30 protein-coding genes are annotated in these 22,935 nt (G+C 71.3%); 11 read left to right on the top strand and 19 right to left on the bottom strand.

What is annotated here, in order from left to right:
- Positions 1-97: 97 nt before the first annotated feature.
- The 8 genes from ACYVJS_RS05760 to ACYVJS_RS05725 form a co-directional block, all read right to left on the bottom strand.
- A complete protein-coding gene (locus ACYVJS_RS05760) occupies positions 98-556 on the bottom strand; it encodes a hypothetical protein (RefSeq protein ID WP_460738582.1) in 459 nt (152 codons plus the stop codon).
- Between the two features lie 30 nt (positions 557-586).
- Positions 587-1,723, bottom strand: coding sequence for a glycerate kinase (locus tag ACYVJS_RS05755; protein ID WP_460738580.1), 1,137 nt, complete (start codon positions 1,721-1,723; stop codon positions 587-589).
- Between the two features lie 89 nt (positions 1,724-1,812).
- The gene (locus ACYVJS_RS05750; RefSeq protein WP_460738578.1) at positions 1,813-1,983 is read right to left on the bottom strand and encodes a CsbD family protein; all 171 of its coding nucleotides are present in this window, start codon (positions 1,981-1,983) and stop codon (positions 1,813-1,815) included.
- Between the two features lie 44 nt (positions 1,984-2,027).
- The gene (locus ACYVJS_RS05745; protein ID WP_460738576.1) at positions 2,028-2,642 is read right to left on the bottom strand and encodes a hypothetical protein; all 615 of its coding nucleotides are present in this window, start codon (positions 2,640-2,642) and stop codon (positions 2,028-2,030) included.
- On the bottom strand, positions 2,639-3,214 hold the full coding sequence (locus ACYVJS_RS05740; protein WP_460738574.1) for a DUF6286 domain-containing protein: 576 nt from the start codon (positions 3,212-3,214) through the stop codon (positions 2,639-2,641). The genes ACYVJS_RS05745 and ACYVJS_RS05740 overlap by 4 nt, the downstream gene beginning before the upstream one ends.
- On the bottom strand, positions 3,211-3,600 hold the full coding sequence (locus tag ACYVJS_RS05735; protein WP_460738572.1) for an NTP pyrophosphohydrolase: 390 nt from the start codon (positions 3,598-3,600) through the stop codon (positions 3,211-3,213). The genes ACYVJS_RS05740 and ACYVJS_RS05735 overlap by 4 nt, the downstream gene beginning before the upstream one ends.
- Positions 3,597-3,785, bottom strand: a complete 189-nt coding sequence (locus ACYVJS_RS05730; protein ID WP_460738570.1) for a DUF2273 domain-containing protein — start codon at positions 3,783-3,785, stop codon at positions 3,597-3,599. Before ACYVJS_RS05730 ends, ACYVJS_RS05735 begins: the two co-directional genes overlap by 4 nt.
- Positions 3,782-4,252, bottom strand: coding sequence for an Asp23/Gls24 family envelope stress response protein (locus ACYVJS_RS05725; RefSeq protein WP_460738568.1), 471 nt, complete (start codon positions 4,250-4,252; stop codon positions 3,782-3,784). Before ACYVJS_RS05725 ends, ACYVJS_RS05730 begins: the two co-directional genes overlap by 4 nt.
- A gap of 143 nt (positions 4,253-4,395) precedes the next feature.
- Between ACYVJS_RS05725 and ACYVJS_RS05720 the strand changes: the two genes are divergently transcribed.
- The 4 genes from ACYVJS_RS05720 to ACYVJS_RS05705 are packed head-to-tail and all read left to right on the top strand — an operon-like array spanning position 4,396 to position 6,050.
- On the top strand, positions 4,396-4,965 hold the full coding sequence (locus ACYVJS_RS05720) for an RNA polymerase sigma factor (RefSeq protein ID WP_460738566.1): 570 nt from the start codon (positions 4,396-4,398) through the stop codon (positions 4,963-4,965).
- Positions 4,962-5,558 (top strand): Asp23/Gls24 family envelope stress response protein, encoded by a 597-nt coding sequence (locus ACYVJS_RS05715; RefSeq protein WP_460738564.1) that lies wholly within the window; start codon positions 4,962-4,964, stop codon positions 5,556-5,558. Before ACYVJS_RS05720 ends, ACYVJS_RS05715 begins: the two co-directional genes overlap by 4 nt.
- Complete coding sequence (locus ACYVJS_RS05710; protein ID WP_460738562.1) at positions 5,555-5,839, top strand: hypothetical protein; 285 nt, start codon at positions 5,555-5,557, stop codon at positions 5,837-5,839. Before ACYVJS_RS05715 ends, ACYVJS_RS05710 begins: the two co-directional genes overlap by 4 nt.
- A 13-nt stretch (positions 5,840-5,852) precedes the next feature.
- Positions 5,853-6,050 (top strand): hypothetical protein, encoded by a 198-nt coding sequence (locus tag ACYVJS_RS05705; RefSeq protein WP_460738559.1) that lies wholly within the window; start codon positions 5,853-5,855, stop codon positions 6,048-6,050.
- An 8-nt stretch (positions 6,051-6,058) separates the two neighbouring features.
- Here ACYVJS_RS05705 and ACYVJS_RS05700 read toward each other — a convergent pair whose 3' ends face one another.
- From ACYVJS_RS05700 to ACYVJS_RS05690, 3 genes are read right to left on the bottom strand one after another with little or no spacing between them, the layout of a single operon-like run.
- Complete coding sequence (locus ACYVJS_RS05700; protein ID WP_460738557.1) at positions 6,059-6,550, bottom strand: metallophosphoesterase family protein; 492 nt, start codon at positions 6,548-6,550, stop codon at positions 6,059-6,061.
- Positions 6,547-7,227, bottom strand: coding sequence for an NUDIX domain-containing protein (locus ACYVJS_RS05695; RefSeq protein ID WP_460738555.1), 681 nt, complete (start codon positions 7,225-7,227; stop codon positions 6,547-6,549). The genes ACYVJS_RS05700 and ACYVJS_RS05695 overlap by 4 nt, the downstream gene beginning before the upstream one ends.
- On the bottom strand, positions 7,224-7,625 hold the full coding sequence (locus tag ACYVJS_RS05690) for a nitroreductase/quinone reductase family protein (protein ID WP_460738553.1): 402 nt from the start codon (positions 7,623-7,625) through the stop codon (positions 7,224-7,226). Before ACYVJS_RS05690 ends, ACYVJS_RS05695 begins: the two co-directional genes overlap by 4 nt.
- Positions 7,626-7,728: 103 nt before the next feature.
- Here ACYVJS_RS05690 and ACYVJS_RS05685 point away from each other — a divergent pair, with 103 nt between their 5' ends.
- The 3 genes from ACYVJS_RS05685 to ACYVJS_RS05675 are packed head-to-tail and all read left to right on the top strand — an operon-like array spanning position 7,729 to position 10,922.
- The gene (locus ACYVJS_RS05685) at positions 7,729-8,232 is read left to right on the top strand and encodes a MarR family winged helix-turn-helix transcriptional regulator (RefSeq protein WP_460738551.1); all 504 of its coding nucleotides are present in this window, start codon (positions 7,729-7,731) and stop codon (positions 8,230-8,232) included.
- Between the two features lie 49 nt (positions 8,233-8,281).
- Positions 8,282-9,922 (top strand): FAD-dependent oxidoreductase, encoded by a 1,641-nt coding sequence (locus tag ACYVJS_RS05680; protein ID WP_460738549.1) that lies wholly within the window; start codon positions 8,282-8,284, stop codon positions 9,920-9,922.
- A 37-nt stretch (positions 9,923-9,959) separates the two neighbouring features.
- Positions 9,960-10,922, top strand: coding sequence for a Gfo/Idh/MocA family protein (locus tag ACYVJS_RS05675; RefSeq protein WP_460738547.1), 963 nt, complete (start codon positions 9,960-9,962; stop codon positions 10,920-10,922).
- A gap of 173 nt (positions 10,923-11,095) precedes the next feature.
- Here ACYVJS_RS05675 and ACYVJS_RS05670 read toward each other — a convergent pair whose 3' ends face one another.
- The 6 genes from ACYVJS_RS05670 to ald form a co-directional block, all read right to left on the bottom strand.
- Positions 11,096-12,247, bottom strand: a complete 1,152-nt coding sequence (locus tag ACYVJS_RS05670) for an MFS transporter (protein ID WP_460738545.1) — start codon at positions 12,245-12,247, stop codon at positions 11,096-11,098.
- Positions 12,244-13,500 (bottom strand): aminotransferase class III-fold pyridoxal phosphate-dependent enzyme, encoded by a 1,257-nt coding sequence (locus tag ACYVJS_RS05665; RefSeq protein WP_460738543.1) that lies wholly within the window; start codon positions 13,498-13,500, stop codon positions 12,244-12,246. Before ACYVJS_RS05665 ends, ACYVJS_RS05670 begins: the two co-directional genes overlap by 4 nt.
- A gap of 2 nt (positions 13,501-13,502) precedes the next feature.
- A complete protein-coding gene (locus tag ACYVJS_RS05660) occupies positions 13,503-14,270 on the bottom strand; it encodes a hypothetical protein (RefSeq protein WP_460738541.1) in 768 nt (255 codons plus the stop codon).
- Positions 14,260-14,871 (bottom strand): TetR/AcrR family transcriptional regulator, encoded by a 612-nt coding sequence (locus ACYVJS_RS05655; RefSeq protein WP_460738539.1) that lies wholly within the window; start codon positions 14,869-14,871, stop codon positions 14,260-14,262. Before ACYVJS_RS05655 ends, ACYVJS_RS05660 begins: the two co-directional genes overlap by 11 nt.
- Positions 14,871-15,668, bottom strand: coding sequence for an SDR family NAD(P)-dependent oxidoreductase (locus ACYVJS_RS05650; RefSeq protein WP_460738537.1), 798 nt, complete (start codon positions 15,666-15,668; stop codon positions 14,871-14,873). Before ACYVJS_RS05650 ends, ACYVJS_RS05655 begins: the two co-directional genes overlap by 1 nt.
- A gap of 241 nt (positions 15,669-15,909) precedes the next feature.
- Positions 15,910-17,001, bottom strand: a complete 1,092-nt coding sequence (ald, locus tag ACYVJS_RS05645; protein WP_460738535.1) for an alanine dehydrogenase — start codon at positions 16,999-17,001, stop codon at positions 15,910-15,912.
- A 149-nt stretch (positions 17,002-17,150) separates the two neighbouring features.
- Here ald and ACYVJS_RS05640 point away from each other — a divergent pair, with 149 nt between their 5' ends.
- Positions 17,151-17,654, top strand: coding sequence for an Lrp/AsnC family transcriptional regulator (locus ACYVJS_RS05640; RefSeq protein WP_243231149.1), 504 nt, complete (start codon positions 17,151-17,153; stop codon positions 17,652-17,654).
- A 260-nt stretch (positions 17,655-17,914) separates the two neighbouring features.
- On the opposite strand, the gene ACYVJS_RS05635 is transcribed toward ACYVJS_RS05640, so the two are convergent.
- The gene (locus tag ACYVJS_RS05635; RefSeq protein WP_460738533.1) at positions 17,915-18,547 is read right to left on the bottom strand and encodes a TetR/AcrR family transcriptional regulator; all 633 of its coding nucleotides are present in this window, start codon (positions 18,545-18,547) and stop codon (positions 17,915-17,917) included.
- 67 nt (positions 18,548-18,614) lie between these two features.
- Here ACYVJS_RS05635 and ACYVJS_RS05630 point away from each other — a divergent pair, with 67 nt between their 5' ends.
- Genes ACYVJS_RS05630 through ACYVJS_RS05620 form a run of 3 tightly spaced genes read left to right on the top strand, consistent with a single transcriptional unit; the run spans position 18,615 to position 21,708 of the window.
- Positions 18,615-19,289, top strand: coding sequence for a class II aldolase/adducin family protein (locus ACYVJS_RS05630; RefSeq protein WP_460738531.1), 675 nt, complete (start codon positions 18,615-18,617; stop codon positions 19,287-19,289).
- Positions 19,286-20,104 (top strand): aminoglycoside phosphotransferase family protein, encoded by an 819-nt coding sequence (locus ACYVJS_RS05625; protein ID WP_460738529.1) that lies wholly within the window; start codon positions 19,286-19,288, stop codon positions 20,102-20,104. The genes ACYVJS_RS05630 and ACYVJS_RS05625 overlap by 4 nt, the downstream gene beginning before the upstream one ends.
- The gene (locus tag ACYVJS_RS05620) at positions 20,101-21,708 is read left to right on the top strand and encodes a glycerol-3-phosphate dehydrogenase/oxidase (RefSeq protein WP_460738527.1); all 1,608 of its coding nucleotides are present in this window, start codon (positions 20,101-20,103) and stop codon (positions 21,706-21,708) included. The genes ACYVJS_RS05625 and ACYVJS_RS05620 overlap by 4 nt, the downstream gene beginning before the upstream one ends.
- 131 nt (positions 21,709-21,839) lie before the next feature.
- On the opposite strand, the gene ACYVJS_RS05615 is transcribed toward ACYVJS_RS05620, so the two are convergent.
- Positions 21,840-22,823, bottom strand: a complete 984-nt coding sequence (locus ACYVJS_RS05615) for an LLM class F420-dependent oxidoreductase (RefSeq protein WP_460738525.1) — start codon at positions 22,821-22,823, stop codon at positions 21,840-21,842.
- Positions 22,824-22,935 lie beyond the last annotated feature (112 nt).

Genomic DNA, 22,935 nt, shown 5'->3' with positions numbered 1-22,935 from the left:
CGTCCACGGGAATTCGGGCGGAACGGCCCCAATCCTCAGGTGGGATTGCGGATCTTGCGCATTTCTTGCGCATTCCTTGCGGTTGGCGCAGCGCCGCTCAGACGCGACCGAGTCGCAGGATGTCGATTCCGAGCCATCCCAGCGCGCGCAGGCGTCGGCGGTCGGCCCGGTCACGCGTGGTCGCCAGGGAGGGCGCGGTGCTGACCACGATCTGATGGACGACCTCGGCGCTCAGCAGACGCGCCAGGGTGCGCGGCGCCACCGAGTTCGCGCCGCCGACGATGAGACAGATCCGCGGTGCGTCCTCGACGAGCTGTGCGTCGATACGGGAGAAGAACCCCTGCGCACGGTGCAGGGTCGAACCGTGCGCCTTGCGGTCGATGATGACGACGCCGAGGTCGGCGAGGCGATCGCCGACGCCGGGCAGCACGAGCTGGTCGGGCCCGACGACGCGCCGGATGCCGGTGATGAGAGCCTCTGCGTCGCCGTCGATGAGCACTCGGGCACTGCGAAGGTCCTGTTCGACCCGCCGACGCAGTCGCGCGCGAAGACTCATCGTGCGCTCCTCGCCTCGCCGGTACCGTCTCTACACGCTATCGCGGCTCGTGTGCTTCCGCGCGAGACGGGCGCCTGCTTCGCGGAGCCAGCGTCGCGGATCCGAGAGCGCTGCCGCGGGGGAGCCTGCCATCTCGATCAGCGAGAGATCATCCACCCCGGCGGGCACGCCGAAGCGGCCGGCGACGACACTCACCGGCACGCCCCGGGCCTCGGCGATCGTGCGGACCACGCCGGGCGCCTTGCCCAGGAGCGACTGAGAGTCGTAGGACCCCTCGCCCGTGATGACGCGGCCCGCATCCACGAGGGCGGCGTCGAGCCCGACCGCCTCGGCGACCGCGTCGGCCCCCGAAGAGAGCTGCGCACCCCAGGCCAGCAGCCCGAAGCCGCATCCGCCGGCCGCGCCCGCGCCCGGGACGTCCGAGGCGACGCCGACGATCCGTGCCCACCGCGTCAGCGCGGCCTCGATCTCCTCGACCTGTCTCGCATCGGCTCCCTTCTGGGGACCGAACACCTGAGCGGCGCCATCGCGGCCGAGCAGCGGCGCGCGCACGTCGGAGAGCACGAGGACGCCGTCCGCCGGCGGAGGCATGAGCGCCCCGTCGTCGAAGGATGCGGCGCGCGCGAGCCCGGCGGCGCCGGAGGGAACCGGGCGGCCCTGAGCATCGCGGACGACCGCACCCAGCGCGGTCAGCACCCCTGCCCCGCCGTCGCTGGACACGCTGCCGCCGATGCCGAGCAGCAGGCGGGTTGCCCCCGCCGCGAGTGCGGCGCGGATGGCTTCGCCGAATCCGACCGTGTGCGTGGCCAGCGGGTCGACCCTCTCATCATCAGCCACCAGCTCGATGCCGGACGTGCACGCAAGCTCGACCACGGCGGTGCGGGGGCGCTCACCGGGCAGCATCAGCCAGCGGGAGGCGATCCGTCGCCCCGTCGGGCCGGTCACGCTGACGGGCACTCGTCGCGAGTGCGGGATCGCCGCGTCGAACGCATCCAATGTGCCTTCGCCGCCGTCCGCCATCGGTCGCAGCAGCAGTTCGTCGTCGGGGCGGACACTCCGCCACCCCTCCGCCAGGGCGGTGGCGGCCCTCGTCGCATCGAGCGAGCCTTTGAAGCTGTCCGGAGCGAAGACGATCCGCGAGCGTGCGGGGGAGGCGGGAGAGGGCACCCCTCGATCGTCGCAGTCGAAGCGCGGCAGCGGTATCCCCGCGCGTACGTGCCCCGCGACCGACGACCGCGGGGCACGTACGTTCCGGCTTACTTGAAGGCGTCCTTGACGTTCTCTCCGGCCTGCTTGAGGTCGGACTTCGCCTGATCGGCCTTGCCCTCGGCCTCGAGCTTCTCGTTGCCCGTGACCTTGCCGGCGGCCTCCTTCGCCTTGCCGACCAGGTCCTCAGCCGCGTTCTTGATCTTGTCGTCGAGTCCCATGAGGGTTCCTTTCTCTTCTTTCGGATGACCCGCGCGGTGCGCGGTCACGTGAGGGTGCGCCGGTCTGTGGCGAGACGTGCTCGCAGACCTGCGTGGAGTGAGATGTACGTGCGCGTGGGGCGGTCCAGAAGCGCGTCGAGACGGGCGCCGACGGCTGACACATGGTCGGCGATCTCCCGCGGTGACGCGTGCGGGTGGGGGGTCACGGCCACGTGGAGCACGGGCGCGTCCCTCACGTCGTCGGCCACGACGCGCGTCGAGAGGATGTCGGTGCGCCGCGCCAGCGATTCGGTGACCGCATCGGAGGCGAAGCCCTCCCGGACGACGACGCGGCCGGTCGCCGCATCCGTCTCGGAACTGCGCAGCACGGTGCGCGAGCGTCGGTGCGACAACAGAGCGACCGGGATGATCAGCAGCGCGATGAGGATCACGGCGATCGCGACCGCGCCGAGGCCCGCCCACGACACCGGACCCGCGCCGATGAGGGTCGCGGCGTGTGCGGCATCCGCGGCGTCGGCGGCCGCCGTCAGGATCTGCTCCCCTACCCGATGGGCCTCGTCAGAGACGGACGTCCATACGACGGTCGCTCCCGATGCGACGGCGATGAGGCCGACGAGGAGAACGAGGGCGCGGTTGAGGCCGCGACGGGTGGTGTTCATCGCTCGTCCTTCTTCTCGAGGCGGCGGTGCACGCTCAGGGCGACCGATGGGCTCAGCCGGTACGTGGCCAGCTCCGCCTCGGATGCGGCGCGCACCTCGTCGAGGTCGATGCCCAGACCGGTCTCCGGCCGAATGGTGACATCGACGCGGCGGTGGCCCACCCCGACCGTGAGCCGGCGCCGATCGATGCCGAGGATGTCGCTCAGATGCTGAGCGAGGGCAGCAGCGATCACGCCGTTGTCGACGACGACGATCGTGCCGTCTGCGGCGGCCATGGTGTGCTTCGCCCGTCGGCCGGGGGTGACGGCGATCACGACGAGGACGGCGCCCATCAGCGCGACGGTGGCGCCGATCGCGGTCGTGGCTGCACCGGACGCCGCGGAGAGGCCGCGTAGCAGGTCGGCCGGGGCGGCGACGAGCGCGGGCGCGCCCGCCATGACGAGCACGGTCTCGAGCCCGAGGTAGGCGATCAGCGCGATCAGCAGGATCACGACGACGATCATGGCGGCCGACCGGGGCGAATGAGTCTCGCGTCGTTGCACGCGCGCGAGGGTGCGATCGGAAGTGCTCATCTCACCCTCCTCCTCTTCTCGATGCGGGCGCCGGTGATGGTGAGGTCGACGCGGCGCACCTCGCGGCCGGTGAGGGCCGCGACGTCGGTGCGGATCTGCTCGCGGATGCGATGTGCGCGAGCGGTGACCGTTTCGGAATCGGCGGACCGAGCCTCATCCGACAGGTCCGGGATGGGAAGCGGCGCCTCCACCCGGACCGCCAGTGCGCCGGCGGTCGCGCCGAGCCGGACAGCGACCGCGCGCCGGGGAATGCCGACGGCGCGTGCTGCCGCCTGTTCGCACACGGCGACCAGGGCGCGCTCGGCCACGAGCGTGCGGCCCGGCAGGACCGTCTCGGCGGCGGGCGTCTTCCCGCCGCCGAGCGCGGACCAGGTCGCGGTGCTCATGAGGTGCGGCGGCCGGAGAACACGTTGGCGAGCGCGCGAAGATCGAGCGAACCCGACACGACGCGACCGACCAGCGCGCCGACGCCCATGAATAGGGCCACCAGGAGGAATCCCCAGAAGCCGAACAGCAGGGCGGACACGGCGAGCACCGCACCCACGAGCGCTCCGCTCACCGTGGCGCTCATGCGACGCGCGCCTCGGTGTCGTCATCGGTGTCGTCACCGGGAAGGTGCACGTCGTTGACCTCGACGTTGACCTCGACGACTTCCAGGCCCACCAGGCGCGAGATCGCACCGGCCACAGCTGCCCTGACGCCCGCGGCGACCTCCTGGATGGGGGCGGGATACTCCACGACGATCGTCAGATCGGCCGCGGCCTGCGTCTCGCCGACCTCGACCTTCACGCCCTGCGTGAGGTCGGTCGCGTTGATGGCGTCGCGGATCATTCCCAGAGCGCGGGCGCCGCCGCCGCCGAGCGCGTAGACGCCGGGGACCTCGCGCGCTGCGATGCCGGCGACCTTGGCGACCACGCCGTCGGCGATGACGGTCCGACCTGCGGCCACGCCCGCGGGGGCGGCTCCGGTCGTGCCGACGGCGCCGCGGTCGACGCGGGCGGGGGTGACGGCGGGAGTGGTCTTCTGCTCAGTGGCCATGGTGTGCTCCTTTATCTCGTTGCCAGGGCGGTGACAAGAGCGCTGGACGCTTCTCGTCGTCGGCGCTAACTTCGCCCTACTGACATGAGGCACCTACCCGCCGGATCGTCACAAAAAAGTTCTGACGGATTTTCGGAGGGCCGGTGGTGGAGCCCGAGACGGGGTCGAGGGACCTCTCAGCGTTGTCGGACCGCATCCTCGTGGAGCGCGCGGTCGATGACGACGTCGCAGCCTTCGCCGAGATCGTGCGACGGCACAGCCCGCTCATGCGCGCCTACATCGCGCGCATGCTCCGCTCGCAAGCCGACGCCGACGACGTGGTACAGGATGCGTTCGTCGTCGCGTGGCGACAGCTGCCGACCCTCCGCGACGGCTCGTCGGTCAGGGCCTGGCTGCTGCGCGTCGCGTCGCGCGAAGCGCTGCGGGTCCTGCGCCGTTCGGCCAAGGAGACGCCGTTCGAGGACTGGGAGCCGTCCACACCCGAGAGCACCAGGCCCGAGCACGTCGCCGAACGCAACGCTAGACTCGCGGCACTCTCGGCAGCGCTGGAACGCCTCCCGGAGGCGCAGCGACGGACCTGGTTGCTCAGGGAGGCCGCGGGGCTCGGCTACTCCGAGATCGCGGAAGAACTGGATGTGCCGGTGAGCACCGTGCGGGGAAACCTCGCCCGTGCCAGAGCGAGCATCATGATCGGGATGGAGGGATGGCGATGACCGCATCGAACGCCTCATCCGACGTCCTGGACTGCGGGCGCACGATCCAGGAACTCAGCGACTATGTGGAGGCCGGACGTTCGCCGCGCGACGCCGAGATCGAACAGTGCCCGGAGTGTCTGAACGCCCTCGAGTCCCTCTCCCGTGTCGGAGACCTCTCCCGCGATCTGTTCGCCGCCGACGCCGCTTCGCTCCCGGAGCCGTCGGCGGGATGGTTCGGCGGGATCCTCGACCAGGTCGCGGCGGAGCTGCGCTCCGGGCGTGATCTGCCGGTGCGTCACCCCGACCCCAGGGTGCGGATCACGGTCGCCGAGGGGGCGGTGCGCACCCTCCTGCGCTCCGCTGCCGACGAGCTGGACGGGGTCTTCATCGGACGCACGCGCATCCTCGGCGACGTCGAGGAGCTCGGCGCGCCCGTGACGATCGACGTCACCGCATCCATCGCCTGGGATCTCGACGCGCGCGCCGTGGCCGACGATGTGCGCCGCCGCATCGCGGATGTCGTCGCGCGGCACACCGATCTCGAGGTGGCCGCGATCGACGTCACGATCGAGGACGTCCATGCTCCCCAGCCGCGAAAGGACGCGTCATGACCCTGCCCTCTGCGCCGCGGGACGCGGTGACCGAAGCTGTCCTCGCCTTCTCCGGCGTCGCCGCGGTCTTCCCGCCGCGCGTCGCGGATGCGGTGGCCGGTGCCCTCGGCGCGGTCGTCCCGCTCGTGACGGGGGATGCGGCCTCGGAACTCGTCCAGGTGCGGATCGCCGCGGACGCGTCGGCGGGCGCGGCCGACACCGGCCGCGAGGTCGCCGATCTGCTGCTGGACCGCTTTCCGGAGGCGGACCTCATCCGGGTGCAGGTCGACCGCATCCAGTGACGGGGTGGACGGCATGAAGGAGTATCGCGTCCAGTTCAAGAACGCCTGGTCGGAGCGCAACGGCGATGAGGTGACGGCGCGGGTGATGTCGCTCGAGGAGGCGAGGCGCTTCATCGCCGAGCATCCCGAGACCGAGTACGTCATTCTGCAGCGCACCGCAGGCGACCCGCCCTCGATCTGGTCGGTGCTCGCGCCGGAGGACGAGGGCTGACCGAGCGCTCAGAGCGTGACGAGCGTCGCCTCGATGCGAGCGTCTTCGATCGTGACGGTCATGCAGGTGTGGTGGGGCTGACGGCGCCGGTCGGTCGGGGAGCCCGGATTCAGCAGGCGCATCCCCCCGGGCGTGACCGTGTCCCAGGGGATGTGGCTGTGTCCGAACACGAGCAGATCGGTCTCGGGGTGGGCCGCATCCATTCGACGCTCTCGCGAACGTGCGTCGCCCGTTTCGTGCACGACGCTCATCCGGACGCCCTCGATCCGACGGTGCGCGATCAGTGGAAGCCGGGCGCGCAGGTCCGCGCCGTCGTTGTTGCCGTAGACGCCCACGACCTCGCCGTGCCGCGCGAGATCGTCCAGGACGCCCGCGACCACCCAGTCGCCGGCGTGCACGATCAGATCGGCCTCGTCCGCGAGTCGACGCACCGCATCCGGGATCGTGCGCGCCCGCGGCGGGATGTGGGTGTCGGAGATCAGCAGGAGCCGCGTCGTCACGAACGGGCGCTCCGGGCCGGTGAGAACGGGCCGCGCAGCGCCGCCCACTGCAGGAGCATGATCGTCTTCGCGTCGACGATGTCGACGCCGATGCGCTCGAGGGCGTCGTCGAAGCCGAGCTCGAGCACCTCGATGTCCTCGCCCTCGTCGGCGAGTCCCGCCCGTGCGCCCGACACGACGTCGCCGCGACGGTACGGCGCGGCGAAGAAGTGCAGCCGCTCGGTCACCGAGCCGGGGCTCATGTAGACATCGAAGACGTGCTCCACTTCGCCGACCGGACGCCCCGTCTCCTCCTCGGCTTCTCGCCGGATCGCGGCCTCGGGAGCCTCGTCGTCGAGCAGGCCCGCCGCGGCCTCGATGAGCATGCCGTCGGGATGCCGGTTGACGTAGACCGGGTAGCGGAACTGGCGGGTCAGCAGCACGGTGCGTGCCTCGGCGTCGTAGAGCAGGATGCACGCTCCGTCGCCGCGGTCGTACGTCTCGCGGTGCTCTGTGGTCCAGGTGCCGTCCGAATGCTGGAAGTCGAAGGTCGTCGTGCGCGTCACGAACCAGTTCGAGGTGAGCACGCGGACCTCGCGCACCCGCACCCTGGGGTTGCCGTCCAGATCGCGCCCGACGCGGTCGAGGCCCGTGCGCCCACGCGCATCGGGGATGTCGACTCCGGGCTGATGAGTCATCGGCGTTCCAGACGGACGACCGGGATGGTGCGCGTCGTGCGTCGCTCGTAGTCGCCGAAACCGGGGCTCGCTTCGAGGAAGCGCCGCCATGCCGCATCCCGTTCGGGCGGATCGAGCACGCGGGCCGTGACCTGAACCTCGCCCGACGGCGTCTCGATCGTCACGTCGGGGTGTGTGCGGAGATTGTGGAACCAGGCGGGGTTGTCCGGCGCTCCCGCCTTCGAGGCGGCGATCAGCCAGGCATCCGCTCCGTCCGGCAGGGCCATGAGCGGGGCGATGCGCTCGAGGCCGCTGCGGGCGCCGATGTGGTGCAGCAGGATGAGGGCGTCGCCGAAGTTCTCCACCCGTCCCCCGCTTCGTCGGAACTCCGCGATCACGTGGTCGTTGTACGAGGTCATGGGGTGCTCCGTCCGCCGGTGGGTCGCCGCTTCGATCCTCGCACTCGCCGCGCGGGATGCGGTATCCCGCCTGAGCGGTGCTCGCGCACGCTACCGTCGTCGTGTGAGCGATGACCGTCGAGACGACGAAGTCGATCTGCTGATCGACGCGTGGGGCAGGCGACTGCCCGACATCGACCTCACCCCGCTCGATGTGATGTCGAGGCTGCGCCGTGCGGCCATCCGCCTGGATCGCCTGCGCGCCGCGGCGTTCGCGACGGCGGGTCTGGCCTCGTGGGAATTCGACGTGCTCGCGGCGCTGCGTCGGGCCGATCCGCCGCATCGGCTCAGCCCCGCGCAGCTGATCGAGCGGACCATGATCACGAGCGCGACGATGTCGCATCGCCTGGCCAATCTCTCGACGCGGGGACTCGTGGTGCGAAAGCGCAACCCCTCCGACGGGCGGAGCGTCTACATCCTGCTGACCGAGGAGGGCATCAGGGTCGTGGATGCGGCCATGACCGAGCTCGTCCGGCGCGAGGCCGAGGTTCTGGCGGGATCGGATCGTGCCGACATCGCCGCCCTCACCCGGGCCCTGCGCCCGCTCATGGGCCCCGAACGCGGGTGACGCGCCCGTCGAGTTGTGACGGAGTCGACGGGCGAGGACAATCCCGCGTATGAGCCAAGAGACCGTCGCCGTGCCGACTCGTCCCTCCGACCTGACCGACGCACAGTGGGAGCGGCTGTGTGCGTACGGCACCGCCGAGGAGGTGGCCGCCGGTGATTACGTGTTCCGCTCCGGCGATCACGACTACGACATGATCCTCGTCGACACCGCCGAGGTCGAGATCGTGCGCGACGGTCTGGGCTGGGTCGACGAGGTGGTGCTCACACGTATGGGTGCGCGCACATTCGCGGGTGAGCTGAGCCTGCTGAACGGGCAGGGGGCCTTCCTCTCCGCCCGTGTGGCCGAGTCCGGCCGCATCCTGCGGGTGCCGCGCGCGCAGCTGCGTCGGCTGATGGCGGAGGACGACGAGCTCTGCGATCTGATCCTGCACGCCCTCTGGGACAGGCGGGAGTCCTTGCGGACCGGCCCGGCAGCCCTCACCCTCAAGTTCGTCGGTCTGCGCGGTTCTCGCGAGTTCCTCGCCCTGGACCGCTTCGCCGAGCGGCTCGACCTCGTGCACACGGCGGTCGAGGTGGATGCGGACGACCTGGGCGTGCACGCCGCTCAGCACGGCGTGCACGTCGAGGATCTGCCGATCGCCTACCTGCAGGGGGAGCCGATCGAGCGCGCGACGCCCGGCATCGTCGCCGACCGGCTGGGACTCAGCTACCAGGCCGAGACGGATGCGGCCGTCGACCTCGTCGTGATCGGCGGCGGTCCTGCCGGTCTCGCCGCCGCGATCTACGGTGCGTCGGAGGGGCTGAACACGGTCCTCCTCGACGCTGTCGCACCGGGTGGTCAGGCCGCCGCGACCTCTCGCATCGAGAACTTCCTCGGCTTCCCGTTCGGGGTGAGCGGCGGCCAGCTCATCGGCCAGGCGACGCTGCAGGCGCTCAAGTTCGGGGTGCGGGTCTACGCCCCCTGCGAAGCCGTCGCGATCGCCGAGGTGCCCGAAGGGCTCGAGGTCGCCCTCGCCGACGGCCGCCTCATCCGCACCCGCACCGCCATCGTCACCTCGGGTGCCGCATACCGCCGCCTGAACATCGAGGGGTGGTCGCGGTTCGAAGGCTCCAGCATCTACTACGCCGCGACCCCGCTCGAACTGCATCAGGTCTCCGGGGCGCCTTCCGTCGTGGTCGGCGGCGCGAACTCCGCGGGACAGGCGGCCCTCTACCTCTCCGGCAACGGCTGCCCCGTGCACCTCGTCGTGCGCGGGACGGATCTGCGTCAGCGGATGTCGAGCTACCTCGTCGACCGGCTGCTGGAGAGTCCCGGGGTCCGCATCCACACGGCCGCGAACGTGACGGCGCTGGACGGCGACGGCGTTCTCCAGAGCGTGCGGATCGACACCGTCGGCGACGTCGACGCGCGGGGGCTGTTCTGTTTCATCGGCGCCGAGCCCGCCACATCCTGGCTCGGATCGCTCGACCGCGACGACCACGGGTTCCTGCGCACCGGCACCGACGTCACCGTGCAGTCGATCTCCCGCTGGCAGCAGCTGGGTCGCGAGCCGCTGCCGTTCGAGACCTCGCTGCCCCGACTCTTCGCCGCCGGCGACGTGCGGCGCGGATCCATGAAGCGGGTGGCAGCGGCTGTCGGTGAGGGATCCAGCGCCGTCGCGTCCGTCCACCGGGCGCTCGCGCTCGCGTGAGCGCCGACGCCCTCCTGGCCCCGCCTACGCTGGTGCGATGATCAACGTCGCCACGATCGGCTCCAGCATCATCACCGAGGCCTTCGCGCGTGCCGTGGCCCAGGTCGACGGCATCACGCTGCACACGGCGACCTCGCGCGATGCGGACCGTGCCGCCGAGATCGCCCGGCGCATCGGTGCGCCGCACGCCGCATCCGATCTGGAAGCGGTGCTGGCCGATCCGGCGATCGACGCGGTGTACGTGGGCTCGCCCAACTCGGTGCACGCCGAGCAGATCCGCGCGGCGCTCGCCGCCGGCAAGCACGTCTTCGTCGAGAAGCCAGCTGTCACCTCCGAACAGGAGTGGGTCGCGCTCACCCGAGAGGCGACGGAGCGCGGTCTCATCTTGATGGAGGGGATGCGGCTGGCCTACGACCCGGGCATCGGTGTCGTGCGCGATCTGCTCCCGACGCTGGGCGTGCTGCGGCGGGCATCGCTGCACTATGGCAAGCGGTCCTCGCGCTACGACGACGTGCTGGCGGGGCGGCGCGTCAACATCTTCGATCCCGCGATGGGCGGCGGCGCCCTCGCGGATCTCGGCGTCTACTCCGTGCACGCGGCCGTCCTGCTGTTCGGTCGTCCCGAGAGCGTGCAGGCGCTCGACGTGCCGATCGCGAGCGGTGCGGACGGTGCGGGCGTCGCACTGCTCGGCTACCCGGGTCTCGTCGTGGACGTGTCGTACTCCAAGATCACGAACGCCGGGCGTCCGAGCGAGATCGAGGGAGAGCGGGCGACCCTCTCGATCGACGACCTCGTCAGTCCGCGTCGCGTGGTGCGCCACGCCGTCAACGGCGACCGGGAAGCCGTCGAGATCCCCGACGAGCGTCACTCGCTGCGCGGCGAGGTGGAACGGTTCGTGGCCCTCGTCGAGGCCGGTGGGCCGGCCGCGGCCGAGGATCAGGAGCGCACTCGCCTCACCCTGGAGACGATGGCCCGCATCCGCACCGCCCTCGCTCGCTGAGCCCTCAGCTCGCGCACTCCCTGTTCCCCTGTCACAGATCGAGCCGCATGCGTCGATCTGGGGCAGGCGAACACGGAGCTTCCACGCTCGCCTGTCAGAGAACCACCGCGGCGCGTCGATCTGGGGCAGGTGAACAGGGGCGGGAGAGGGAACCGAGACGGAACCGGCGAGCGTCAGTGGCGGCGGAGGGTGCGCAGCAGGGGCGAGAGCGCGGCGAGGATCACCGCGGGGACGAGGAAGGCGGGCCCGAGCGACGGCCCGGCCGCGATGAGTCCGAGCGCGACGGCTCCGGCGACGGCGCCCGCGTAATTGAAGAGGTTCACGCGTGCGATCACCTCGTCGCTGCGTTCGGGAAGCAGCTCGCCGGCTCGGCTGAACGCGATCGGCACGAGCGCCCCCGACGCCACGCCCATCGCCGCGAAGCCGATGATCGCCGCCGGCACGAACGGCACCGCCGCCACCAGCACGGCGCCGGCCACGGCCACGACGACGGCTGCGACGCCCAGCCGCATCCGTCCGATCCGTCGCACGAGCGGGTCCGTGCCCAGGCGCGCCGCCAGCATCGCGACGAGGTACGCCCCGTAGCCGAGGGGCGTGACGCCCGGGTCGGCCCGGAGCCCGTCGGTGAGGTAGATCGTGCTCCAGCTTGCGACGGCGGAGTCCACGACGAACGCCGCGAACACGATCGCACCGACCGCCCAGATCGCGCGGCGCGGCAGGGCAGGGCGGGATGCGGCGGTGTCGTCGACCTCGTGCGCCGCGCGCGTGGGATCGAAGGCCCCGAGACCCCATCCGGCGATCGCGATCTGCGCCGCCGCGGCGATGACCAGTGTCAGACCCGCGGGAGCGCCGGTGGCCAGCACCGCCGCGGTGACCCCGGTGGCGATGATCGCGGCGCCGGTGTATCCGGCGTACAGCCGACCGAACACCGGGCGCTCGTGGTGGCGCTGCAGGAGCGAGCCCTGCATGTTCGACGACGCATCGACCGCGCCGAGGCCCACGCCGTAGAGCACGATCGCGACGATCAGCACCGGAAGGGATGCGGTGAAGCTGACGAAGAGCAGTCCCACCGCCTGGGCCGCGAGCCCTGACGCGAGGGCGAGCCTGCTGCCGGCGCGCACGGCGATCACGTCGGCGAGCACGGATCCGAGAGCCGCGGCGAGGCAGGTGGCGAGCAGGAGTAGCGAGACCGCATCGTCGCCGATGTCGACGCGGTCCTTGATCGTCGGCAGAGCGGTGACGATCGTGGCGTAGCCGAGGCCCTGCGCCGCGTAGGCGGCGCCGACGGCCGCACCACGTCTGCGCAGTGCCGGCAGCGCGGTCATGCCTCGATCGCGCGGAACGCCTCGTCGGCGATCTCGAGCGTCCGGGTGATGTCGGCACTCGTGAGGGCCGCGTTGATGAAGTGGTTGTGGTGGGAGCTGAAGAAGGCTCCGCGTTGCACGCACTCGGCGATCCACCGCTGGTGGAGCATGAGCGATTCGTCGTCGGCCAGGCGCAGGTAGAACAGGGCCGGCTCGCCGGAGGCGACGAGCGTCCGGCCATGCGAAGCGGCGACCTCGGTGAGCCCGGTCGTCAGCGTCGTCCCGAGCTCGCGGAACAGGGCGGGGCCGTCGATCGCCTTGAGCTTCTCGATCGTCGCGATGCCGGCGGCGAAGGGCACCGCGCTCATCCAGTAACTGCCGGTGTAGGTGATGCTGGACACGGCTTCGCGCAGGCTGTCCTTTCCGCACAGCGCCGACATGTTGTAGCCGTTCGCGATCGCCTTGCAGAAGCAGATCAGGTCCGCCTCGAAGCCGTAGAAGTGGTCGCTGCCGGCGAGGTCCAGCCGCCAGCCCGCGCGCACGTCGTCGACGATCAGCACGACGCCGTGCTCGTCGCAGAGTCGCCGCACCGCCTGCCAGTACCCCTGGGCGGGCAGGGCGTTGTCGAAGAAGTTGCCGTGCTTGTACGGCTGGGCGATGAGTGCGGCGATCTCGCCGCGGTGCTCGGTGAACACCCGTCGCATGGCCTCGATGTCGTTCCACGGCACCTCGATGTTGCCCTGCACATCGGTCTCGAGGACCCCGGGGTAGTCGAGCTTCTGCGTCCAGGGCGCGACGCCGTGGTAGTAGCCCTCGATGAAGACGATGCGCCGGCGACCCGTCGCGGCGCGGGCGGTCATGATGGCCAGCGTCGTCGTGTCGCCGCCGTTCTTCGCGAAGAACGCCCAGTCGGCGCTCGCGACGGTGTCCACGAGCAGTTCGGCCAGATCGATCATGGTGGTCGAAGGCAGCGAGACCACGTCCTCCTTCCGCGCCTGCGCCTGGGCGGCGGCGACCACATCCGCGTCGCCGTAGCCGAGCACGTTGGGACCGTAGCCGCACATGTAGTCGATGTACTCGTTGCCGTCGACGTCCCAGAACCGGGTGCCCTCGGCGCGCTCGGAGAACAGCGGGTATGCCGATCGGGGAATGAAACAGCCCTCGGAGGGGCCGAGGTGGCCGGGGACGCCGCCGGGGATGACCTTCACGGCACGGGCGAACGCTTCGTTGCTCTTCGTGTAGCTGTAGACGGGGGTCAGGGTGGGGGTGCTCATGATCACTCTCCGAGGTAGGCGCCGACGCGGTCGAGGATGCGGCTGGTGTTGTCGACGAGGGGGATGAAACCGCGCATGGCGAGTCGGCCGTCGCAGACGCAGGCCAGTGCGCTGTCGCGGCCGCTGATCACGCCCCCGGCGACGTCGAGGTCGGCGAAGCGGAGGGCTGCGCGCGGCGGGTCGGACAGCTCGTCGTCGAGGCGGATGCGGTGGTTCTTCACCTCGAGGCGGTAGCGCAGCTCGTCGCCGATCTCGAGGTCGAGATCGCCGTCGGGCATGTGCGCGGCGGAGAAGCGCCCGCTGGTGTCCTCGTTGCCGACGACCGCGATCGCGCGTGCCGCCACTTCGAGGGTGAGCAGGGTGCTGCGGCGGCGGAACTCCGCATCCGCGAGCCGCTCGTCTTGCGGCTTCAGGTAGACGCCGAGCAGGTCCGTGAGCGGCGTGAACACGCGCGTCAGGAACCGGATGCCGGCGGGGCCGGCGAGCGGGATGGGCTGCGCAGTTCCGGCGATGACGGCATTGAGGTGCTCGACGGAGCGGAACATCAGGGTCGGTCCCCGGCCCTCGGAGACCGGGGCGATGCCCTCGGGCGAGAAGCGGTAGCGCGTCACGGGGATGCCGGGCGCGACGAGCGAGAGCGTCGTCGGCGCGGGCAGGGTCCCGAGGATCCGTCCGGCCTCGGGCACGAGCTCGACGAGGCGGGGTAGGGCCCCCAGCACGGCGCGCGCGTTGGTGAGCGCGAGCACGCGGGCATCGGTCTCAATCAGCATCGGTGGTCTCCTTCACGGGGGTGGCGTAGGCGGCGAAGGCATCGGCGAGCAGACGGATGTGGCGGCGGGCCGCATCCGAGTCGCGCGTGCTGAGCCATGAGAGGGTGAGTCCGTCCAGGCAGCTGGCCAGCGACCAGGCCAGCTCGTCGAGCGGACGTGTCCAGGCGATGCCGGAGAGGTCGGCGGCGTAGGAGAGGCTGGCGCGCGCCGCGGCGCGGTAGGTGGCCCACTGGCGTTCCACCGCCTCGGGATCGTGCCGCATGGCGTGCGTGGCGACGTCGAGCAGGGCCATCTCACGCTGCGGCTCCGACTCGAGCAGCCGCAGGTAGGCGTCCAGCCCTCGTGCCAGCACCTCGGCGCACGTCGCGTCGGTGTCGGCATCCATCCACGCGGCGAGGCGTTCCTGCTCGGTGATGTGCTCGACGATCGCGGCGATCAGTTCGTCGCGCGAGGCGAACACGTAGTGGAATGCCCCCAGCGGCATGTCGGCCTCGGCGACGATCGCGCGCGTGGTGGCCGCAGCCAGTCCCTCGCGACCGATCACCCGGACGGCCGCGTCGAGCAGTTCGCTGCGACGTTCCTCGAAGGAGAGCCGGCGCATCAGGCGTTCCTTCCCGCGCGCTCGGTCGCGGCGTGTCCCACCCTGAGCGTGAGCCGGCGCGGCGCGAGCTTGGCGCCGATCGACTGGATGCGGTTTCCCCAGCCGACAGTGACGACGGGGCCGCGGCGGGCGTCGAGGGCTGCGAACGTCGCGTCGAGCACCTCGTCGATCGTGCCGACGCGCCCCACCTTGAACTGCTCGGATCCGGATGCCTCGAAGAACTCGGTCGCCGTCGGGCCGGGGCAGACAGCGAGCACCCGCATCCGGGAGCCGCGGTTCTCCTCCCAGATGGAGGCGGTGAGCGAGGTGAGGAACGCCTTGCAGGCGCCGTACACGGCGAGGTTCGGGGTGGGCTGGTGGCCGGCGGTGCTGGAGACCATGAGCAGGATGCCGCCGTCGGCGGCGAGGAGGTCCGGCAGCAGCAGCCGCGTGAGCACCGTCGGCGCCGTCACATCGACCGCGATCTCCTGAGCGATCCGCGCGGGATCCTCGCCGGCGAAGGCGCCCGCGGTGCCGAACCCGGCGCAGTTCACCAGGACCTCTGCCGTGAGGGCGCGCTCGGCGAGCTCAGCCGCGATCCGTTCGGGGGCGGCGGGGTCGGTGAGATCGGCGGGGATCACATCGACCTCACGGCCGTGCCGCGCGCGCAGCGCGGCGGCGAGCTCCTCGAGACGGTCTGCGCGGCGGGCGATGAGCACGAGGTCGTGGCCGCGGGCGGCGAAACGCTGCGCGTACCCGCGCCCGAGCCCCGAGCTCGCCCCCGTCACGACCGCCACGGGTCGTCGCGTTTCTTGCATGTGAGCCTCCTCCGCCACTGCGCCTTCGCAGTTGGACGTTTGACCAAGTTGGTTCATGAAAGCGCACGCACCCTGCCCGGGGCAAGCGTTCGCCACGATTCGCAGGTGCGGGAAACGCGGCCGTAACGTGCGGGGCGTGGGTGACACGCAAACCGCCCCGCAGAACGAACGGGAGAGATCGTCCTGCGGGGCGGAGTCGTGCAGTCCGGCGGATGCGAGGCGTCCCCGCATCCGGCCGACGTCAGGCGCGAGGCTTGTCGGGGAAGGCGGCGGCGACGCCCGCGTTCGCGATACCGCCGCGGAGCGTGTTGAGTCCGAGCGCGAGGGCCGGATCGTCGGCGAGCGCGCGCTCCCAGCCCTTGTCGGCGAGCGCCAGAGCGTAGGGCAGCGTCGCATTGGTCAGGGCGGGCGTCGAGGTGCCTGCCGCGGCGCCGGGCATGTTTGCCACGCAGGAGAAGATCGTGGGGCCGACACGGAAGGTCGGGTCGTCGTGGGTGGTGGGGTGGGAGTCCTCGAAGCACCCGCCCTGGTCGATGGCGATGTCCACCAGGACGCTGCCCGTCTTCATCCGCTCGACGATCTCGTGCGAGACGAGGCGGGGCGCCTTCGCGCCGGGGATGAGGACGGCGCCGATGACGAGGTCCGCCTCCAGCACCGTGCGCTCGATCTCATACGCACTGGATGCCACCGTGCGCACCGCGCCGCGGTACAGGTCGTCCAGCTCACGCAGCCGCGGGATGGAGATGTCGAGCACGGTGACGTCCGCGCCGAGGCCCACGGCCTGCGCGACCGCATTGCTGCCCGCGATGCCGCCGCCGATGACAGCGACCTTGGCGGGGCGCACGCCGGGGACTCCGGCCAGCAGGACGCCGCGACCGCCCTGCGAACCGAGGAGGTGGTAGCCGCCGGTGAGCACGGACAGGCGCCCGGCGACCTCGCTCATGGGGGCGAGCAGCGGCAGGGAGCGGTCGGGCAGCTGAACGGTCTCGTAGGCGATCGCCGTGGTGCCGGCAGCCAGCAGCGCGTCGACGAGGTGCTCGTCGGCGGCCAGGTGAAGGTAGGTGAAGAGGGTGAGGTCGTCGCGCAGGTAGCCGTACTCGGAGGCCACCGGTTCCTTGACCTTGAGCACGAGTTCTGCCGACCACGCCTCGGCGACGTCGACGAGCCGCGCGCCCGCGGCGGCGAACTCCTCGTCGGTGATCGAGCTGCCTGTCCCGGCGCCGCTCTGCACGGCGACCTCGTGGCCGTGGCGCACCAGCTCGCGCACGCCGGCGGGCGTGGCGGCGACGCGGTACTCGTGGTTCTTGACCTCGGCGGGGATTCCGATGCGCATGGGCGCCGTCCTTCGTGTCGATGTATCAGGATGTTCGTCGGGAGCGGGCCGAATCTAGAAGAAAACCGTGTCAGAATCACTAGCTGCCGAAGAGAATTCTCTGCTGGAGAAGAATTACGGAGAATCTCCGGCTGGATGCGAGGTAGGGCATGGCGCAGGCGCAGAACCGACGGACGGATCCGGTCGACGAGAGCATCCTCTGGGAGCTGCGTCGCGATGCGTCACAGACCAACGCGGCGCTCGCCGCGCGAGTCGGGCTCTCGCCCTCGGCGACGCATGCCCGCGTGCGCGCGCTGCGGGAGTCCGGCGCCCTCGGTTCGGCCCACGCCGACGTGGACTTCGCCGCTCTGGGACTGCCCCTTCAGGCCATCGTCGCGGTCAAACTCCGCGCGCAGGCGCGTCCGGCGATCAAGACCTACGCCGAGAAGGTCTCGCGCCTGCCGAACGTCCTGAACCTCTTCTTCCTCGGCGGTCAGACCGATTTCCTCATCCACGTCGTGACGACCTCGCCCGAGCAACTGCGCGACTTCGTCGCTACGCGTCTGAGCATGGATCCCGCGGTCGCCTCGACGGAGACCCAGATCGTGTTCGACTGGGTGCGCACTTCGGCTCGTGCGGCCGGTTTCGACGACATGCGCGGCCCCATCGGCTGACCCCTCCCCGCATCCCGCCCTCCCCGCCCCCGCCCTCCCGGTCCCCCTCCCGCCCCCCTCCCGGCCCCCGCCCTCCCGCCCTCGTTCGCACCCCCGTTCGCCTGTCACAGATCGACGCGCAGCCGTCGTTCTGTGACAGGTGAGCTTGGGTCCTTCGTGTTCCCCTGTCGCAGATCGACACGTGTGGCTCGTTCTCTGACAGTCGAGCCAGGCGGTACCGGCCGGGACGGGAGGGAAGAACCGGGAAGGAGGGGGTGGGGTCAGGGCTGGAGGTAGCGGCGCAGGAGCAGGCGCAGCTCCTGCAGGGTCTGCTCCTGCGCGGCGGGCGGGGCGGCGAAGGCGTCGTGCAGCACGGCGTCGGCGGCGAGGAAGGCCACCCTGGCGCGGGCGGTCGCATCCGTCTCGTCGCGGGTGAGCCCACTGGCATGGAGGAGGCGCGCGGCGGCCTCGGCCATCCGCTGCTTGTGGGCCGCCCGGTCGGCGTCGATGAGTCCGCCGGCGGAGGCGGTGCCGAGGGTGCGTACCGCGTCGCGGTCGCGGTAGATCTCGGCGACGGCGTCGATCACATGGCCCACGGGGTCGGCGGGCGGCGTGCTCTCCCGCGTCAGCACGACCGCGTTCTCCAACAGGGCCTCGAGCCGTGCGTGGTACTCCGCGACAAGCGCGCGCACGATCGCGTCGCGGTCGGGAAGGTACTGGTACAGGGCGCCCACGCTGACCTCTGCGGCCTCGGCGACGCGCGGAAGCGTCAGAGCCGCCACGCCCTCTCGTGCCACGAGCCCGGATGCGGCCGCCAGAGCGCGCGCCACCTTCTCACGCGAGCGCTGCTGACGGGGAGCACGCTGCAGCGGGATGCGGTCCCAGTCCGGTTCGGTCGCAGCGAGGCGTGTCACGGATGCCGTATCCTCTCGTCAGAAACCAAACTTGACTTTGGTTTGTTCTCGCGGTCATGCTAGCGCCATGACAACGACGTCAGATATCTCCGCCGCGCGCGTCGCGGTGGCAGACGCCTCCCGATCCCTCGCTGAAGCAGGCCTCCTCGTCGGCACAGCCGGCAACGTCAGCATGCGCGTCGGCGAGTTCGCCGCCGTGACGGCGACCGGTGCCGTGCTCGGCGAGCTCACCCCGGAACAGGTGACGATCGTCACGCTCGACGGCGAGGTCGTCGAGGGCGACTGGGCGCCCACATCCGAGACGGCTCTGCATCTGGGTGTGCTTCGGCACGCGCCCGCCGATCAGGTCGGCGCGGTGGTGCACACCCACGCACCGATGGCGACGAGCCTGTCGCTCGTGCTCGACGAGGTACCGGTCGTGCACTACCAGCAGCTGCTCCTCGGCGGAGCGCTTCGGGTCGCCCCCTTCCATCCCTTCGGCAGCGTCGAACTGGCGCACGCCGTCGGGGCTGCGCTCGACGGGCGGCTCGCCGCGCTCATGGCCAACCACGGTGCCGTCGCCCTCGGGCGCGACCTCGTCCACGCCGTCGGGAACGCGCTGCTCACGGAATGGATCTGCGATCTGTACTGGCATGCGCGCGCCATCGGCGAGCCCCGCGCGCTGGACGCCGCCGCGCAGCACGCGGTCGTCGAGGCTGCGACGCGCCGCGGATACGGCCAGCCGCAGCGAGCCGAGCGATGAGCGCCGTGGGCTCCCGGCCGATCGCCCGCGGTCGGTCCGCCGAGGTGTTCGCCGACGGCGACGACCGCGTCGTCAAGCTCGCATTCGGCGGCATCGACGCCGCCGAGGTCGCGCAGGAGATCGCCGCCTCGCGCCTCGCGTACGAGCTCGGCATCACGCCCGTGCGCTGTCACGGCGGCGTCGAGGTGGACGGGCGCCACGGCATCGTGTTCGACCGCATCGACGGCATCCCGCTCACGGCCGTGGCCGAGCGCAACATCCTGCGCCTGCCCCAGGTCGGCAGCACGCTCGCGGCCGAGCACCTGTTCGTCCACCGCGCCCGCACCGACCGGCTGCCCGACGTGCGCGAGCTCGCCGTCGCTCAGCTGGACACCCCCGCGCTCTCGGCCCTCACACCGACCGAACGGGATGCCGTCGCCCGCCGCATCCGCGCCCTCCCGGCGGGAGATGCGGTGCTGCACCTCGACTTCCACCCGCAGAACGTGTTCGTGCTCGCCGACCGCAACGTCGTCATCGACTGGCAGACCGCGGTCGCCGGTCAACCCGCCGCCGACGTCGCCCTCACGCGTCTGCTGTTCCGCGAGGCGGAGCTCTTTCCGGGTACCTCGGCGCCGATGCGCGTCGTCTACGGGGCGGTGCGCCGTATCCTCCTCCGCTTCTACCTGCGGTCGTATCTGCGGGCCGGCACCGTCAGCGTCGCCGACCTCGATCGATGGGAGATCGCCGCGCGCGTGCTGCGTCTGGGGCTTCTCGACATCGCGTCCGAGCGCGAGCGCATGATCGCCGGCATCCGCGCCGACCTGGAGGCGGCATGAGTCTGCGGCGTGCTCTGCCCCACACCGCGGTCGACGTACTGATCGTCGGCGGCGGCATCACCGGTGTGGCCACGGCCTACGAGGCGGCGAGCCGGGGGCTCTCGGTGGCGCTCGTGGAGGCGGACGATCTCGGCGGCGCCACGAGCGCGGCCACCGGCAAGCTCATCCACGGCGGGCTGCGCTACCTCAAGAACCTCGAGGTGCGTCTCGTGCGCGAGTCTCTCGCCGAGCGACGCACCCTGCTCGCCATCGCGCCGCACCTCGTCCGCCCGATCGGCATGGTGCTGCCCGAGCCGGGACTCGTCGAGCATCTCGGTCTGACCGCGTACGACATGCTGTCGTTCGACCGCAATCGGCTCACGGATGCGGCCGCGCACATCACCCGGCACCGGTCGCTGTCGGCCGCCGAGCTCGTCGACCGCGGCCTCGGATGGATGCGGCACGGCATCCTCTACTACGACGCGATGATGCTCTCGCCGGAACGCCTCACGCTCGCGTTCGCGGAGGCGGCCGCATCCCACCGCGCGACCATCTCGACCTACACCCGTGCGACCCGGCTGCTGGTGCGCTCCGGGCGCGTGGTCGGGGCCGAGGTGCACGATCTCGTCGCGAACGAGACGGCGGAGCTCGCCGCCACGGTGACGATCGATGCGACCGGCTCGTTCTCGCACGACTTCCTCGCCCAGACCCCGCTGCTGCGCGAAGCCATCGGTCCGGCGCCGGCGGTGCGTTCGGAGGGCATCTACCTCGTCACCCGACGGCTCGGCGAGACGATGGTGCTCACCGTCTCCTCCGGCGGCCACTTCAGCGTCGCGCCGTGGCGGGATCGGAGCCTCATCGGGCCCACCGAGACGCCGTACACCGGCTCAGTGGACCAGTGGCGGCTCACCCTGGGCGCGATCGAGCGGTTCATCGCCGAGATCAACGCCGGCGCGAAGCTGCCGGAGCCGCTGACGCTCGACGATGTCACCGCCGCGTACGGCGGTCTGCGTCCGCTCGCCGAGTCGGCGGGCACCGACACGTACCGGGCATCCCGCGCATCCGATCTCGTCGATCATGCGCGGCACGGCGCTGCGGGTCTGCTCTCGGCGCTCGGCGGGAAGTACACGACCTCCCGCGCGTTCGCCCAGCAGATCGTCGACCGGCTGCCCGCGCACGGCCTGCGCCCCGCGCCTTCGACCACCGCGAAGACACCCCTTCCCGGCGGTGATGTCGACGACGTCACGGCCGCGCAGGCCGTGCTGCGCCGAGATGCCGCGGGCCTCGGGTTCGCCGCCGACACGGCTGACGTTCTCTTCGCGCACTATGGCAGCAGGGCGCGCTCCGTGCTGGCGCTCGCCGCATCCGACCCGCGTCTCGCCGAGCGCGCCACGACCGACGGCGAACCGCTCGCAGCGGTCGCGTGGGCCGTCCGCGACGAGGCGCCCGAGCACCTGACGGACGTGCTGCTGCGGCGCACCGGTATCGGACGTCTCCAGGACCCCGGTGAGCGCATCCTCGGTCTCGCCGCCGACATCATGGCCGAGGCCCGCGGCTGGAGCACGGTGCGCACCGCCGCGGAACTCGCCACGGCGCGCGCCGCCGTCCGCCTGCCCGTGGACTGACCGCCCGGGCCGAGTGCCGCGACATCTGCACGACCGCTGGTGCAGAAGTGGCCTGGTGGGGAGGATGGGGCGCCCGCCGGGCGATCGGTCGTGCACATGTCGCCGCAGGGCGCGCCCCGTACCGGCCCGGATCAGAGCGCGCGGAGCTTCTCCAGCAGGGGAGCGGCGACTTCGGCGACGAAACGTTCTTGCTGCGCGTCGCCGATCTGCACGACGGCGACGTCGGTGAAGCCCGCATCCAGGAACGGCCGCACGCTCTCGGCCAGTTCGTCGAGGTCCGGCCCGCATGCGATCGAATCCGCCACGTCCTCCGGACGGACGAACTGGGATGCGGCCGCGAACCCGGCGGGCGTCGGGAGGTCGGCGTTGACGCCCCAGCCGCCGCCGAACCAGCGGAACTCGTCGTGCGCCCGGGCGATGGCCGTCTCGCGGTCCGGGTCCCAGCTGATCGGGATCTGCCCGATCTTGCGGCTCTCGCCCGACTCCGACCCGCTCGCCGGGTGCTTGCCGTCCCATGCCTGTACGAGATCCGCATCCGGCTCGACGGCGATGAGGTGGTCGGCGAGGTCGACGAACTTCTCGATCGAGCTGTCGCCCGACACCGCGACGCCGATGGGAACGCCGCCGTCGGGGTTGTCCCAGATGCGGGCGGAGTCGACGCGGAAGTACTGGCCGTCGTAAGTGACGAGCTCGCCCGTGTGCAGGGCCCGGATGATCTCGATCGCCTCGACGAGCATGTCCTGGCGCATGTGCACGGCCGGCCAACCTTCACCGACGACGTGCTCATTGAGGTTCTCGCCCGAGCCGAGCCCGAGCGTGAAGCGCCCCTCGGAGAGAAGCTGCAGCGTGGCGGCCTTCTGAGCGACGATCGTGGGGTGGTAGCGCATCGTGGGGCAGGTGACGTAGGTCATCAGCTCGACGCGGCTCGTCGCCTGCGCGACGGCTCCCAGCACGGTCCACGCGTGGGGCGCGTGTCCTTGGCTTGTCAGCCAGGGCGAGAAGTGGTCGCTGGAGACGAGGAAGTCGAATCCCGCCTCTTCCGCGCCGGCGGCGTAGCGCACGAGCTCGCGCGGCCCGCTCTGCTCGGTCATGAGGGTGTAGCCGAAACGTGTCATCGCATCGTCCTTCTGTGAGGGATGTCAGCGACGCTAGGCCCCGCAGGGCCTCGCTCCCCGGGCCTTGCGCCGAGCCTCCGGATGCGGCAGGCGACAGACGAGAGGCCTGCGC

The sequence above is a fragment of the Microbacterium neimengense genome, assembly GCF_054782995.1.
The sequence above is the reverse complement of the archived record's forward strand: the minus strand, read 5'-3'. Positions and strand labels throughout refer to the sequence as shown.

Coding starts and splice junctions, on each gene's coding strand:
- ACYVJS_RS05760 (WP_460738582.1), bottom strand. CDS start 556: ATGAGTCTTCGCGCGCGACTGCGTCGGCGGGTCGAACAGGACCTTCGC.
- ACYVJS_RS05750 (WP_460738578.1), bottom strand. CDS start 1,983: ATGGGACTCGACGACAAGATCAAGAACGCGGCTGAGGACCTGGTCGGC.
- ACYVJS_RS05745 (WP_460738576.1), bottom strand. CDS start 2,642: ATGAACACCACCCGTCGCGGCCTCAACCGCGCCCTCGTTCTCCTCGTC.
- ACYVJS_RS05740 (WP_460738574.1), bottom strand. CDS start 3,214: ATGAGCACTTCCGATCGCACCCTCGCGCGCGTGCAACGACGCGAGACT.
- ACYVJS_RS05735 (WP_460738572.1), bottom strand. CDS start 3,600: ATGAGCACCGCGACCTGGTCCGCGCTCGGCGGCGGGAAGACGCCCGCC.
- ACYVJS_RS05730 (WP_460738570.1), bottom strand. CDS start 3,785: ATGAGCGCCACGGTGAGCGGAGCGCTCGTGGGTGCGGTGCTCGCCGTG.
- ACYVJS_RS05725 (WP_460738568.1), bottom strand. CDS start 4,252: ATGGCCACTGAGCAGAAGACCACTCCCGCCGTCACCCCCGCCCGCGTC.
- ACYVJS_RS05715 (WP_460738564.1), top strand. CDS start 4,962: ATGACCGCATCGAACGCCTCATCCGACGTCCTGGACTGCGGGCGCACG.
- ACYVJS_RS05710 (WP_460738562.1), top strand. CDS start 5,555: ATGACCCTGCCCTCTGCGCCGCGGGACGCGGTGACCGAAGCTGTCCTC.
- ACYVJS_RS05705 (WP_460738559.1), top strand. CDS start 5,853: ATGAAGGAGTATCGCGTCCAGTTCAAGAACGCCTGGTCGGAGCGCAAC.
- ACYVJS_RS05695 (WP_460738555.1), bottom strand. CDS start 7,227: ATGACTCATCAGCCCGGAGTCGACATCCCCGATGCGCGTGGGCGCACG.
- ACYVJS_RS05690 (WP_460738553.1), bottom strand. CDS start 7,625: ATGACCTCGTACAACGACCACGTGATCGCGGAGTTCCGACGAAGCGGG.
- ACYVJS_RS05680 (WP_460738549.1), top strand. CDS start 8,282: ATGAGCCAAGAGACCGTCGCCGTGCCGACTCGTCCCTCCGACCTGACC.
- ACYVJS_RS05675 (WP_460738547.1), top strand. CDS start 9,960: ATGATCAACGTCGCCACGATCGGCTCCAGCATCATCACCGAGGCCTTC.
- ACYVJS_RS05670 (WP_460738545.1), bottom strand. CDS start 12,247: ATGACCGCGCTGCCGGCACTGCGCAGACGTGGTGCGGCCGTCGGCGCC.
- ACYVJS_RS05665 (WP_460738543.1), bottom strand. CDS start 13,500: ATGAGCACCCCCACCCTGACCCCCGTCTACAGCTACACGAAGAGCAAC.
- ACYVJS_RS05660 (WP_460738541.1), bottom strand. CDS start 14,270: ATGCTGATTGAGACCGATGCCCGCGTGCTCGCGCTCACCAACGCGCGC.
- ACYVJS_RS05655 (WP_460738539.1), bottom strand. CDS start 14,871: ATGCGCCGGCTCTCCTTCGAGGAACGTCGCAGCGAACTGCTCGACGCG.
- ACYVJS_RS05650 (WP_460738537.1), bottom strand. CDS start 15,668: ATGCAAGAAACGCGACGACCCGTGGCGGTCGTGACGGGGGCGAGCTCG.
- ald (WP_460738535.1), bottom strand. CDS start 17,001: ATGCGCATCGGAATCCCCGCCGAGGTCAAGAACCACGAGTACCGCGTC.
- ACYVJS_RS05640 (WP_243231149.1), top strand. CDS start 17,151: ATGGCGCAGGCGCAGAACCGACGGACGGATCCGGTCGACGAGAGCATC.
- ACYVJS_RS05630 (WP_460738531.1), top strand. CDS start 18,615: ATGACAACGACGTCAGATATCTCCGCCGCGCGCGTCGCGGTGGCAGAC.
- ACYVJS_RS05625 (WP_460738529.1), top strand. CDS start 19,286: ATGAGCGCCGTGGGCTCCCGGCCGATCGCCCGCGGTCGGTCCGCCGAG.
- ACYVJS_RS05620 (WP_460738527.1), top strand. CDS start 20,101: ATGAGTCTGCGGCGTGCTCTGCCCCACACCGCGGTCGACGTACTGATC.
- ACYVJS_RS05615 (WP_460738525.1), bottom strand. CDS start 22,823: ATGACACGTTTCGGCTACACCCTCATGACCGAGCAGAGCGGGCCGCGC.